General features: G+C 62.2%; 8 protein-coding genes. 5 read left to right on the top strand and 3 right to left on the bottom strand.

The window, feature by feature from the left end; translation table 11 throughout:
- Positions 1-62 precede the first annotated feature (62 nt).
- Positions 63-3,356 (bottom strand): DUF5107 domain-containing protein, encoded by a 3,294-nt coding sequence (locus ACR9Y2_RS27410; protein ID WP_435045060.1) that lies wholly within the window; start codon positions 3,354-3,356, stop codon positions 63-65.
- 59 nt (positions 3,357-3,415) lie between these two features.
- Positions 3,416-4,786, bottom strand: coding sequence for a sulfatase family protein (locus ACR9Y2_RS27405; RefSeq protein WP_435045059.1), 1,371 nt, complete (start codon positions 4,784-4,786; stop codon positions 3,416-3,418).
- Between the two features lie 65 nt (positions 4,787-4,851).
- Here ACR9Y2_RS27405 and ACR9Y2_RS27400 point away from each other — a divergent pair, with 65 nt between their 5' ends.
- Both ACR9Y2_RS27400 and ACR9Y2_RS27395 read left to right on the top strand, forming a co-directional pair.
- The gene (locus ACR9Y2_RS27400) at positions 4,852-6,099 is read left to right on the top strand and encodes an aminotransferase class V-fold PLP-dependent enzyme (protein WP_435045058.1); all 1,248 of its coding nucleotides are present in this window, start codon (positions 4,852-4,854) and stop codon (positions 6,097-6,099) included.
- Between the two features lie 71 nt (positions 6,100-6,170).
- The gene (locus ACR9Y2_RS27395; protein ID WP_435045057.1) at positions 6,171-7,631 is read left to right on the top strand and encodes a M28 family peptidase; all 1,461 of its coding nucleotides are present in this window, start codon (positions 6,171-6,173) and stop codon (positions 7,629-7,631) included.
- A gap of 3 nt (positions 7,632-7,634) precedes the next feature.
- On the opposite strand, the gene ACR9Y2_RS27390 is transcribed toward ACR9Y2_RS27395, so the two are convergent.
- Complete coding sequence (locus ACR9Y2_RS27390) at positions 7,635-9,824, bottom strand: S9 family peptidase (RefSeq protein WP_435045056.1); 2,190 nt, start codon at positions 9,822-9,824, stop codon at positions 7,635-7,637.
- Between the two features lie 34 nt (positions 9,825-9,858).
- Here ACR9Y2_RS27390 and ACR9Y2_RS27385 point away from each other — a divergent pair, with 34 nt between their 5' ends.
- The 3 genes from ACR9Y2_RS27385 to hpnE all read left to right on the top strand — a co-directional run bounded on the left by ACR9Y2_RS27385 (position 9,859) and on the right by hpnE (position 13,845).
- Complete coding sequence (locus ACR9Y2_RS27385) at positions 9,859-12,009, top strand: anthranilate synthase component I (RefSeq protein WP_435045055.1); 2,151 nt, start codon at positions 9,859-9,861, stop codon at positions 12,007-12,009.
- Positions 12,010-12,062: 53 nt separating this feature from the next.
- Entirely contained in the window at positions 12,063-12,371 is a 309-nt protein-coding gene (locus ACR9Y2_RS27380) for a hypothetical protein (protein WP_435045054.1), read from the top strand.
- Positions 12,372-12,534: 163 nt separating this feature from the next.
- Positions 12,535-13,845 (top strand): hydroxysqualene dehydroxylase HpnE, encoded by a 1,311-nt coding sequence (gene hpnE, locus ACR9Y2_RS27375; protein ID WP_435045053.1) that lies wholly within the window; start codon positions 12,535-12,537, stop codon positions 13,843-13,845.
- The last annotated feature ends 5 nt before the right edge of the window (positions 13,846-13,850 follow it).

Raw genomic sequence — 13,850 nt, 5'->3', positions numbered from 1 at the left:
GCCTCCCGGATTCGATTGGGCGGGGCGCTGGAGCCCGACTGGCGGACTCCAGCGCTCCGCGGCTATTCTGTCATGCCTTCCAGACGGGTGCGAGCCTCCAGCAGGTAGCCATTGAGCTCAACAGCTTTCTGGAACTCCGCCTTCGCCTTGACCTTATCGCCGAGCCCCAGTTGTCCGAGGCCGGCCACGTAGTGAGCCTGCGCCGACCGCAGGCGCGGCGAGCGCTGTTCGCCGAACTTGGCGAAGAACTCAGTCCCCTGGGTCCCCTTCATGGCACGACTGGCGGCGTCCACCAGCGACTGGAACAGTACTTTCGCGCGGGCGGTTTCGCCAAGCTTCTGCAGCGAGAGGGCCTGGTAGTAGACCAGCGCCGCTCCGCCATCCACGGTCGGCCGTGGATTCTCGTCGTTACCCATCAGTTCGGCAGCCGATTCGCGCCACGCCTTCTGCGCTTCCGCCTGCTTGCCGAGCGCGGCCAGCGCCACACCGGCGTTGTAAAGCGTCTCCGGAGCGCGTCCGCCGCGATAGGCCCGCGTCACTTCAATGTTCTCCGGATACTTGATCGCGTTCTGGTAATCTTCCAGCGCGCCGGCGTAGTTCTTCGCCTTCATCTTCTGGTGGCCCCGGAGAACCAGGGCATCGGTCCAGGTGTCCTGCACGTTGAAGCGGGCGCCGCCTTCCCACAGATGGAAGTGCCGTTGCCGCATCACCGCTACGGCGTCGTCGTACTTGCCGGACAGCACCTGCAGGGTGACCAGGCGGGAGGTGGTGTCGTCGCGCTTCTCCACCGTCTGCCGGTGCGATTCCAGCATCCGCAGCCGCTTGGCGACCGGGCTCTGCGAGAACTCGTATAGGCGGTCGAGTTCGAACAGGTAGAGCGCATCGTTGCCGTTGAGCGAGATCGCCTTCTCGAGGCCGCTGATGGCCTGCGGCACTCCATTGTCTTCGCGGGCATACGCCACGGACAGATTGCGCCAGGCGATGGACATGGAGGGGTCCAGTTCCACCGTCTTCTTCCACTGCGCCACGGCCTCGGCGGGCTGCCGATCGAACAGCAGGTTACCCAGGTAGTAGCGGGGACGCGGATCCTGCGGATTGGCGTTGATGGCCGCGTAGAGTGCGTCCATCGCCTCCACCTGGAACGGGAAGACGTAGTCGTAGGGCAGCGCCGAGCCCTTCCTGTAGTGGACGAGCGCCGTATCCTTCTGGCCTTGCCGCTCAGTCAGCATGCCGCGGTAGTAGTGCACCATCGGCGACTTCGAGGGCATGCGGTCCAGCAGCATCTCCGCCTCGCGGTAGAGCCCGCCGTTGATGCACGAGACCACCAGTTCCAGCCCTTCCGAGGGCTGCTGCTGGCTGACAGTGAAGAGCTCGCTGAGATCGGTGAAGCCGCGCATGTCAATGGGGTCAATCGCCCGCAGAGCTTTGCGCACTGCTCCGGATTCGCCGCCGCGGCCCTGGTGCAGCAGGATTAACGCCTTCAACCAGAGTGCGGGCGTGTTCGTGGCGTTCATGACCAACGAACGATCCAGGTAGGAAATTGCTTCGTCCAGCTTGTCCTGGCGGCCCTTGATCTGCGCTACATGGAAATAGGCGGCAGAGCGCCAGGCTGAGTCCCACGCGGCGCGCTGTAGCCAGTCTTCCGCTTCTTTCAGGCGGCCCTGGGCTTCCAGCGCTACGCCCAGGTAATAGAGAGCGTCAGCATCCTTGGCTCGTGTGTAATTCTGCTGGACACGGCCGACCGCGATCCGCAAGTGCTTCTCGGCTTCGGCGAACTGACCGCGTTTGATGCACAGAATGCCCAGCGCGGTGCGGTTCCGGATGTCACTGGGATCGCGCTTGATGGCTTCCAGGTAATATGGATCCGGTTCGAGCGCCGGGCTGTGGAACTGTTCCAGCCTCAGGCCCGCGAGGTACAACTCCTCAGTGGATTTCGTCTTTTGGGGCGTCTCCGGCGGATGCACAGGCTCGGGCATCGGCAACTTCTTGCGCTCCACCGGCTGGTAGGAGACGAGTTCCCGGCCATTCGCGCGGAGTACGATCCGGAGATCAGTCTCTTTCACACCTGCCGGCAGCGGGAACTCCTGGATCAACGGGTTCGCCGGATCCAGATCCTTTACGGCCGTCCACAACTCCTTCTCCCCGGCCATCACCGCGGCTTTGGCCTGCGGGAACTTCTGCGTCGTGTAGAAGCCCGCCTTCACCTGTCCGTTCTTCACTTCCAGGTTCACGGCCGCCTCGCGCGTGGCGTTCTTTGCCCCGCCGATGTTGCGGAAGGGATACCAGTACTGCTTCAGCGTCTTGGTCTCGTACGGCTTCAGCCAGCTGTAGTCGGGCTGGTTGTCGCTCCAGCCGCCGACCATCAGTTCCAGATACGGCCCATCGGTGTCGCTGAGGATCTTGTCCCACAGCCGCCCGCCCGGACCGGTGCCCCAGGTGAAGAACTTCTTGCCCGGCACCTGATAGCGATCGGCCCAATGCATGGTACCGGCCTGTTTGCCGTAGTCGTAGCCGGCCAGCCAGTCGTCGTCTTCGTTCCAGGCGAACATCGAGATGGCGCTGGGGTGGTTTTTCCACATGCTGACGTCGACGCCCTTGGTGAAGTCCACTCCGGCATAGACGCCATCGGCGATGGGCCAGCGCGAGAACTCACGCTTGGCGTGCTGTGTGGCGAACTGGGTGGCCGGCGGGAAGATCACCTGATAGTCGTCATTGGTGTGCACGGCGACGTTCGCGAAATAGAGCAGCGAATTCTGCACAGGAGCCGTATTCAAAGCGGTGACCTGCGCCTCCAGCACGCTCGATCCGGGACGCAGCGTGAGGCCGACGGCCCAGCGCATCCGGTCGCGCAACTCCAATTCACCGACATACACGGTCTTCGAACCGTCCGCGTTTTCCTTGGTCTTGTAAAGCACAGGCAGGAAGCTCGAGGCCCGGTGATGGTGCGGAATATTCCATTCCACGCCGCCGCTGATCCATGCGCCCAACATGCCGATGAGCGCCGGCTTGATCACCGATTGCTTGTAGAAGAAGTTGTAGCCGTTGGTCTTGTCTACGGCTTCGAAAATGCGCCCGCCCAATTCCGGAAGCACGCAAACCTTCACATACTCATTCTCCAGGCAGACCTCGGTGTAGCTTTTGTCCTGCTTCACGTCCGTCAGGCTGTCGTACATGGGATAGGGATAAACCAGGCCCTTGGCGCCCTGATAGGTGCGGCCCGTATAGAAGAACGGATTCACGTCGGGGGGCCCCGCCACATAGGTGGGAATGTTCACTTTCAGCTCAGTAACCGTCACCTGGGCGGGGGCGGCCGAGCACAACAGAAGAATGACTGCCGCATAGCGAATGATCGACATCAAAAGAAAGTCCTCGGTAGCAGTATATAGATTTGCGGATAAAAAGATCGTGTCTGCGCTTACATGCCCACCGGGACCTGGCTGGAATCCAGTGACTCGGACCACGCCTTGCGCCTCGCCCGCAGCGCCTCGAGCGTCGACCGATGCGCTGCCTCCGCCGAGAGATTGCGTTCCTCCAGCGGGTCCGCATTCAAGTCGTACAACTCCTCGAAAACCGGCGATTCCTCCGGATACCGGGTGTACTTCCAGCGCTCCGTGCGGATGCCATCGGTGGGAGGAATCCAGCCGGCGGCGCGGAACTGATGCTCATAGAACCACTCACTGCGCCAGGACGGAGACTGTCCCGCCAGCCAGGGCCGCAGCGACCGGCCTTGCATTTCACCTGGAATCTTGACGCCGGCCAGATCAAGGACAGTGGGCGCCAGGTCCACGTTGAGGGACATGGCATTCACTCGGCGACCGGCGGCAATCCCGGGCCCCTGCACGATCAGCGGAACTCGAATCGACTCCTCATGCATGAACCACTTCCCCGCCAGTCCGTGTTCGCCCAGGTAGAAGCCGTTGTCGCCCGTGTAGACCACGATCGTGTTTTCACGCAGGCCCAACTTCTCCAGTTGACCCAGAATCGCGCCGACGGAACGGTCGACCCCGCTGATCAACCGGTAGTAGCCCTTCACTGACTGCTGGAACAGCTCAGGAGTCGAGAACCGCACGCCCCAACGGCGCCGCCCTTCCGAGCGCTGCACCGAAAGCGGCAGCTTCGTGATCGACTCTGAATCCATCGTCTTAGGCACGGGCATGCGCAGATTTGCATACAACGCGGATTCTGCTGGATCGTACAGGAACTGCCGTGGATCCTCATCCTGCACGTGAGGCGCCTTGAAGCTCACAGAGAGGCAAAATGGCTCGTGCTGTTTGCACGACTGCAGGAATTCCTGGGCCTGCCCGGTCATGATCGTCGTCAAATGAGGGCCGGGCTCGCCTTCCGGAAAGTACTTACCCTGGCCCAGGAAGCCGGCCCAGTAATCGAAGGCTTCCTTGGGCGCCGGAGCCTTATCCAGACCCCATTTGCCAATGAAGCCGGTCCTGTAGCCCGCGTGGCGCAGCGCCACCGGATAGATGCGGTTGAGTTGTTCCGCGGTGAACTGCTTATTGAAGTCGGCCACACCGTGACATCGCGCGTACTGCCCCGTGAAGATGCTGGCCCGGGAAGTGACGCAGATGGCCGTCGTCACAAACTGCTTCTCGAAGGCCACACCGCCCCGCGACAGGCGGTCGATATTCGGGGTCTGCACGATCCGGTTGCCCATGCAGCCCAGCGAGTCCCACCGCTGGTCGTCGGTCAGCAGGAAGAGGATATTGGGCCGCTTCCGGCCCTGCATGGCGAGCAGGGACGGCGAGGCAAGGAAGGCTCTGCGCGATGTCTTCACGCCAGCTATCTTATGCGAATCCGCACAGGCAGGCGGCCGGTTGTGGCGCGCTACACTGAAATTCCATGAACAGGCGTCACCTCCTGGCCAGTTCCCTGTTTGGCCTCACTGCCCTGCCCGCGGCCGATTCCGGCACACAAGCATTGCCCGATGCAGCCCTGCGCTCGTCCGATCCGGAGCAATACTGGCTGCGCGTCCGCAACGAGCAGTTCTATCTGCCCGAGTGGCGCACCTTCTTGAACAACGGCAGCCTGGGCGTTGCGCCTCGCCCCGTCATCCAGGCAGTGGAGGAGTTTCTCGAAAAGGGCGCCGGCTTGATCAGCGACGAGTATCCGCGTTGGGGGTATGAAACCCTCGATCCGGAACGCACCGAAATGGCCGAGTTCCTGGGTTGCAAGAAGGACGAACTGGCTTTCGTTCACAACGCCACGGAGGGTCTCAGCACCATCGCAGCCGGACTCGACCTCAAGGCCGGCGACGAAGTGGTCATGACCGACCTAGAACACCCCAGTGGCAAGGCGGGTTGGGCCGTCCGCGCCCAGCGCCATGGAGTCGTGGTTCGGGAAGTGCCCATCCCGCTGCCGCCCAAGAGCGCCGCGCAACTGGCCGACGTCATGATCTCGGCTATCGGACCGCGCACCAAAGTCCTGTTCTTCAGCGGCATCCTCAGTCCCACCGGCACCATCATGCCGGTCCGCCAGATCTGTGACGCTGCCCGCGCGAAGGGCGTACTGACCGTGGTGGATGGGGCTCACATGAACGGCCAGATCCCAGTGAAGCTCTCTGAGCTCGGCTGCGACTACTACGCCGGCAGTCCGCACAAGTGGATGTTCGCCCCAGCGGGCAGCGGCATCCTCTATATCCGCGAAGAGAACCTCGACCGCCTGTGGCCCTCCATCGTCACTGGCGATTGGGACAACAAGAGCATCAAGGCCGCCCGGTTCATGAAGATCGGCACGAATAACAAAGGCATCGTCGTGGGCATGATGGCTGGGCTCCGGTTCCTGAAGCAACTGGGCCCGGAAAACGTGTACGCGCGCATCCACGAGCTCGCCATGCGCAATTACAAGATGGCCGCGGCCCGCCCGTATCTCGAGCTCTACAGCAGCGCCGACCCATCGCTCTACGGCTCCCTGGTCACCATCGGTTTCCGCGGCGCCAAACTGGACGACCTTTTCCGCAAAGCGCGGGAACGCAAGATCTGGATCTACGGCGCCGAGCGCATGCGCATCTCGACGCACATTCACACGCGGCCGCAGGACCTGGATGCCTACTACGCACTGGTCGACGAGGTGGTGGGCCACAAGGCCTGATCCGGCGCCTGGGTGCTATCGAAAGTCGCTCCAGGCGTTTTAGGCCTGGATGCTACATTGAAGGGGTTCCCATGCGATACCTGCTCGTCCTGGCCCTGACGGCCACCCTATTCGCGGCCCAGCCGCTGAGCCCCGCCGAAGAAGCCCTGCTCGCCCCCATCACCGCGAATGTCCTCAAAGGACACATCTCGTTTCTGGCTTCCGACGCGCTGGAGGGCCGGGATACACCGTCGAAAGGCCTCGACGTCGCCGCCGAGTACATCGCCTCACAGTTCCGCCGCAATGGCCTCGAACCGGCCGGAGACGACGGCTACTTCCAGACCGCGAATTATGTGAATGTCACGCAGCCGGCGGAAGGGCTGGAGGTGACCCTCAGCTCGGGCGGCAAGTCGTGGAAATCGGACAAGGAACACGTCATGATCTCCAGTTCCGGCGCAACTCAGGTAAAGGGCGCCGCTGTGGTGAAGGTCACTATTACCGACGAAAACACGCCATTGCCTGAGCGTTCTGCCATCGAGGGTAAGGCGGTGATCCTCATCGCGCCGCAGCCCCGGTCGCGCGCCATGGTGCGCAAACGGGAGAGCATCCTGGAGCTCGGACCCGCCATCGTCGTCACCGGCGGCTTTGCCGGCTTTGGCCGGACTCGCCTGCGCGAAGCTGCGGAAGCTTCAGCCCAGCGCCCGCCGATGATTACGACCAGCGACCCCGACTTCAACACCTTCGTGTCTACCCTGGAATCCGACGCCACTCTCGACGCCGCCGTACCCGCGCCTGTCATCCAACCGGTGAAGCTGAAGAACATCATCGCCACTTTGCCGGGTAGCGATCCTCTGTTGAAGGACACTTACATTCTGCTCACGGCGCACTACGATCACCTCGGAATCAGCCCACGCGGTGAGGGCGACCGCCTGAACAACGGAGCCAATGATGATGCCAGCGGAGTGGCCACGGTGCTCGCCCTGGCGGAATCGTTCGCCAGGTCGGCCGTACGCCCCAAGCGCACGCTGGTCTTCATGACCTATTTCGGTGAGGAGAAGGGTCTCTTCGGCTCGCGCTACTACGGCAGCCACCCCGTCTTCCCCCTGGTCAAAACCATCGCCAACCTGAACTTTGAACACATGGGCCGCACCGACGACAACGAAGGCGACCGCACCGGCAAGATCACGGCCTCCGGGTTCGACTACACCTCGCTGGGCGAAGCGCTCACTGAGGCAGGCAAGTCCACCGGCATCGAGGCCTGGAAACACGACACCAACAGCGACGAGTTCTTCGGCCGCAGCGACAACCAGTCATTGGCCGACTCCGGTGTCCCCGCCATCACGGTCGCAGTCTCCTGGATCTTTCCCGACTATCACCGCCCTGGGGACCACTGGGAGAAGATCAACTACGCCAACATGGAAAAGGAAGTGCGCACCTGCGCCCTGACGGCCGAACGCATTGCCAATGCGGCCGAACCCGTCAAGTGGAACGACTCGAACCCGAAAACCGCCAAGTATGTAGAAGCGTGGAAGAAGTTGCACGCGGCGAACTGAGGCCTACTGTTTGGCCTCCGGAGCGCCCCTCTCGTTCCGTGAGTAGCGTTCAAAGAACTCCACCATCCTGAGCATGTGATCCATGCGGCGGCCCGGGTTGCCTGACCGTGTCAGCTCGTGGCCCTCGCCGGGATAGCGGATATACTCCACCGGCTTGCCCTGCTGCTCCAGCGCTCGAAACAGCATCTGGCTTTGCGTCGGACCGGTACGGAGATCGGTGCTGGCATGCAGGATCAGCAGCGGAGTCTGGATCTTGCTCACATAAGTCAGTGGCGATTCCGAGTCGAGTATCTTCCGGGCGTCGGGCTGCCAGGGGAAACCCCCGAAAGCGCCCTGCACCAGCACGTAGGCGTTCCCTTCCCCATAAAAGGTGGAAAGCTCGTAGACACCGCGCTGCGCGGCCGCGGCCTTGAACCGGTTATCGTGGCCGACAATCCAGGCGGTCAGATACCCGGCGTAGGAGCCGCCCGTCAGGAACAGCCGGTCTTTGTCCACCAACGGGTTGGTCTTCACTGTCTCGTCCAGCGCGGCCAGCACGTCGCCCGCCGGACCCGCGCCCCAGTTCTTGAAATTCGCTTTGAGGAAGGCCGCGCCATAGCCGCTGGAACCGCGCGGATTCGCGTACACAACTCCATACCCCCAGGCGCAGAACGTCTGGAACTCGTGCCACATCGAAAACTCGCCTGGCCCCCACATCGCCGACGGTCCGCCGTGCATATCCAGGACCCACGGATACCGCTTGCCCTCCTCGGCGCCCTCCGGGTTCATGACCCAATACTGCACCTTCCGGCCGTCTGGCCTTGTCAGCCACCTCGCCTCCGGCTTCACGACGATCTTGCCGGCCAGCCAGGTTTCGTGCAGGTCTGTGAGACGCCGGATCTTGCCACCCGGCTCCCTCAGGTACAGCTCATTCGGATTCTCAGCGGTCGTTAGGGCGTAAACAATTTTGCTGCCGCCGGTGGCATACATCTGCACCCCGTTCGGCGCCTCAATCAACGTCTGCAGGTGCCCATCCCTGATGCGCAGGAGCGGGAAACCGCCTTGCCATCCACTGGTGAACAGAATCGAGCCATCGGGGTTGTAGGTGATGCCCTGCGGCGCGGCATCCCACTTCTCGTTCAACAGCTTCAGTTCCTGTCCTTCCAGATTCGTCAGCGCCAGTTTTGGCTGCGCATAGATGAGATCGGCGGGATCGGAAACCGTCACCAGCAGTTGCCGGCCATCAGGGGAAAACCGCGCCAGTTGCCAGTTGTGCTTCTCGTCATCCAGGATTGCGTGGTCGCCGTTGCCCGTCGCGTCCATCAGCCGCACAGCGCCGCGGCGGACCCGGTCCGGATGCTGCTTGCCCTCTGGAAACGAGCCATAAGCGATCAACTGCCCATCCGGGGACCACTGCGGATTGCTGTGAGGCAGAAAGCCCTTCGTGATCTGCGTAACCTTGTTCTGTGCGGCCAAGTCGACCACAAACAACTGGGACACAGTCATCTCCGGCGCGAGGCCTTGTTCGCCCAGAAAGTTCATACGGCTAATGACGGTTGGATTGTCCTTCTGCCCATTCTTGTAGAGCCAGGCCCGGATCTGCGCCAGATCTCCATCTGGACGCGCTGCCTCCAATTGCTCCTTCGTATACGTCTCGTACTCTCGTCCCGGACGCTCCATTGAATAAGGGGGAACGCCCTCCAGCTTCGAAAGCGGGATCGCGCTGCTCACCAGCAGAGCCTTGCCGTCCGGACGCCAGGTCACGCCTGTGGCGCCCTGCTCCAGAGTCGTTACGGATTGCGGCTCGCCGGGCGCATCCATCCTCAGCAGGAACACCTGGGGCTTCGGCTTGCTCTTCGAATCCGCACCCTCAGCGTTCTCGGTTCTCAGAAACGCCAACCACTTGCCGTCGGAGCTCAACTCCGGAGCCGTGTCATTCCGGTTCCCGAACGTCAATTGAATCGGTTGCGCCGCTGCATCATTCAGGTCGACGCGCCATAGATGGGTCTGGTATCCATACTGGACTTCACCCTCCTTGCCTGGATTGGCGAACATGGAGCGAACCCCGTAAACCGCGAAGGCTCCGTTGGACGCTACATCTACCGCCGCCACCTGCTGGATCTTCAGCAGATCGGCGGCCGTGATTCGTGTTTTCATCGCCGGTTGTCCGGCCACAGGCACGAGTCCCAGTAGAAGCAGGCAGAGGAGTCGCATCTCTGCAATGTTAACCTAGAAGGACAGCCCTCCCATGCGAACGCTTCGTTACACCACCAAGAGCGGGATTGACGTGTCCCGCACGGTGTCACGGCTTCCGTTCAAGCGCGGCCTTGATCATCTGCTGCGCGAACTGGATCACCACCGTGGCATCTATCTGTCCTCGGGTTATGAATACCCTGAGCGTTACGCACGATGGGACATCGCCAGCCTCTGCCCGCCCCTCGAAATCACCGGCCGCGGCCGGGAAATCCAATTCCGCCCACTCAACACACGCGGCCAGATGCTGGCCGAAATGCTGCACGCCGCCCTCAAGAACCACCCGCACTGGGATTCGTTCGGCCTGTCAGCGGGCCTGCTGCAAGGCCGCCTCAAGCCGCTGCCCACACTCTTTCCGGAAGAGGAGCGCAGCAAACAGCCGTCGTGTTTCTCAGTCCTGCGGGCCATGGTGGACGAATTCCGCCATCCGAAAGACACCCGCCTTTCTCTCGTCGGTGCCTTCGGGTACGACCTGCTGTTTCAATTCGACCCCATCGACCTGAAGCTGCCGCGCAATGGCCACAAGGACCTGCACCTCTATTTCTGCGACGACATCTGCTTCATGGACCGCAAGCGCGAAGTCATTGAGCGCTATCAGTACGACTTCGACTTCGAATCCATCTCGACGCTCGGCCTGTCCCGCACCGCGGAAGATATTCCCCCGGTCGCGGCCAGCGCTCCGCTCGAGATCGTGGCCGACCACACGCCCGAGGAGTACGCCGCCAAGGTCGAAACCGTCCGCGGCGGCATGAAGCAAGGCGACTTCTACGAAGTCGTACTTCGCCAGACGTTCTCCGCCGGGTTCGAAGGCAGCCCGTCCGAGCTGTTCCAACGCATCCAGACCACCAGCCCCAGCCCCTATGAGTTCCTGCTTCAGTTCGGCGACGAGCAGCTCATCGGCGCCAGTCCTGAGATGTTCGTGCGCGTGGAAGGCCGGCGCGTGGAGACTTGCCCCATCTCCGGCACTGCCCGCCGCACGGGCGATCCGCTGCGCGACCACGACCTCATCCGGGACCTCCTCAACTCCCCCAAGGAAGAGTCCGAGTTGACGATGTGCACCGACGTGGACCGCAACGACAAGTCGCGTGTCTGCGAGCCGGGCTCCGTCAAAGTAATCGGGCGCCGCCTGATTGAGCGCTACGCCGGCCTCTTCCACACCGTCGACCACGTGGAAGGCACACTGGCCGAGGGCTTCGACTCGCTCGATGCCTTCCTCTCGCACATGTGGGCCGTCACCATGATCGGCGCTCCCAAGAAAGCGGCCGCCCAGGCTATTGAGAACCTGGAGAAGAACGCGCGTGGGTGGTATGGCGGCGCAGTGGGCATGTTGTCACTCAACGGTGACATGAACACCGGCATCCTCATCCGGACCGTTCATCTCAAGAACGGCCTCGCCCGCTATCCCGTAGGCGCCACCCTGCTCTACGACTCCATCCCTGAAGCGGAGGAGCAGGAGACCCGACTCAAGGCCACGGGCTTCTTCCGCTCGCTGCAGGCCAAGCCAAAATCGGTGGCTGCCAGCGTGGGCTTGGAGGACTCTGGCCGCGGGGTCAAACTGCTGCTTGTCGACAACGACGACTGCTTTATCCAGACTCTCGCCAACTATGCGCGCCAGACCGGCGCCGAAGTCGTCACTTACCGCAGCGGCTTCCCGCTATCCCTGATCGCTGAGATCAAACCGGATATTGTCATGATCTCGCCGGGTCCCGGCCGGCCCATCGATTTCAACGTCCCGCAGACCGCCCGCCACGCCGCCGCACTGGGCATTCCCGTGTTCGGCGTCTGCCTGGGCCTGCAGGGCATTGTGGAAGCCTGGGGCGGCGAACTCGGCGTCCTGCCTTACCCCATGCACGGCAAGCCGTCGTGGGTGGAGCACCGCAATCTGGGTGTCTTCGAAGGGCTCCCGCCGCGGGTCAAGGTTGGCCGCTACCACTCGCTTTACGCCCTGCGCGACAAACTGCCTGCTTGCCTCGAAATCACAGCCGAAAGCGAGGACGGCATCATCATGGGCGTCCGCCATCGCGATCTGCCCGTGGAAGCAGTGCAGTTCCATCCCGAGAGCCTGCTGTCCACCGACGGCGAACACGGCCTGCAGATGATCCGGAACATGGTCAGGATTTATGGGCGGGCCAAAGTAGCCCACTAACGATGTACCGGCAGTTGTTGATCGGAATTATTGTGGGATGCACGGCCGGGGCCGTGACTTGCGCGCTCTATATGGACCTGTGCAGCCTGATCTTCCGGTGCGGCTGCGACCATATGTGGGGTGCGCGGGATGCCCACTGCAATGTACACAGCCTCACCGGCAAACACTGTCCCTGGTGCAGCATCGGACAGGCCGGTCACGGCATCTTATTTGGTGTAGTCGTAGTCGCCCAGCTGGTGCTGGGCATCTTTCCACGACGCTGGGGTTGGGGTAAACGGCTGGTAACCGCACTGGCCGCATTTCCCGTACTGGGCTGCGTGGAGGGCTTAGCGCTAGGTTGGATCACTGGGTACTGGAACTAGGGTGCCATTGCGTCCTAAGTCAGAAGACTGAATACTGGAAAAACCATGGACCTATCCGACGCCATTTACATTCTCTTCCTGTTCATTTGCGCCTGGTTGGCCATGAACTGGGATTCCAACGGTGGCGGTGGTAAACGCTCCCGCCTCCCTGTCATGTCCTGAAATGCCGAATGTTCTCGTGCTCGGCGGCGGTCTCGCCGGGCTCTCCTCCGCGGCGGCCCTCGGCCAGTCGGGCCACCACGTCACTGTCCTCGAAGCACGCCATTTTCTGGGTGGACGTGCTACGTCCTATCCCCTGCCCGCGGATGAATCCGGCGAGGTGATCGACAACTGCCAGCACATCCTGCTGCGGTGTTGCGTCAACCTGCTGGATTTCTATAAACGCCTGGGCGTCGACCAGTGCATCCAGTTCCACAAAGAGTTCTTTTTCATCGAGCCCGGCGGCCGCACCTCCACCATGAAAGCGGGCATCCTGCCCAAGCCGCTGCACTTCACCGGCTCTTTCGCGACTCTCCACTTCCTGTCTCTCGCCGACAAGCTCGCTGTCGGCCGCGCCATGCTGGCCATCCAAAGCGAATGGCACTCCCGCAAAGACCTCGATACCATCACCATGCTCGACTGGCTGAAGGAAAAACACCAGCCGGCCCGCGCCATCGAACGATTCTGGCGCCAGGTTCTCGTCAGTTCCATCAACGAGGAACTGGACCGGATGGCCGCCTCGCACGGCCTTCAGGTCTTCTATCTCGGCTTCCTCGCGTCGTCTAGTTCCTATCAGATGGGTGTCCCTGCCGTGCCGCTGGGCGAACTCTACGCCCTGGATGCCTGGAAGCGCATTCCCGGCGTCGACATCCGGTTCCGCACCCCGGTCACCCGCATCGAATTCGAAGCAGGCAAGGTGAAAGCCGCTTACTCGGGCGACGAGCGCTTCACAGCCGACTACTACATCTCCGCCTTACCCTTTGAACGCCTGGCCCTGCTGGCGACCCCGCTCAACATCGACTTCTCACCGTTCGAGCATTCCCCCATCACCGGCATCCACCTTTGGTTCGATCGCCCGGTGACCGGCCTGCCGCACGCCACCCTGCTCGACCGCACTATCCAATGGGCGTTCAACAAGCAGGATGGGCGCTATATCCAGTTGGTCGTGAGCGCCTCGCGCACCCTCACTGATTTGCCGCGAAACGAAGTGATCGATCTGGCCGTCCGAGAATTAAAGGAGTTCTTCCCTGACGCGCAGAACGCGCAGCTGGTGAAAGCACACGTCGTGAAGGAAGTCCGCGCCACGTTCTCAGCCAGACCGGGATTGGAGCAACTGCGGCCGGAAGCGCGCACCCACATCCCCAATCTGGTCCTGGCCGGTGACTGGACCCGTTCCGGTTGGCCTGCCACGATGGAAGGCGCGGTTCGCAGCGGCTACAAGGCGGCCGACGTTGTTTACCCGGCTGGAAGCTACCTTCTGCCCGACATCGCTTAGAATTA

The organism is Paludibaculum fermentans, assembly GCF_051172195.1.
Classification (GTDB): domain Bacteria; phylum Acidobacteriota; class Terriglobia; order Bryobacterales; family Bryobacteraceae; genus Paludibaculum; species Paludibaculum fermentans_A.
The sequence above is the reverse complement of the archived record's forward strand: the minus strand, read 5'-3'. Positions and strand labels throughout refer to the sequence as shown.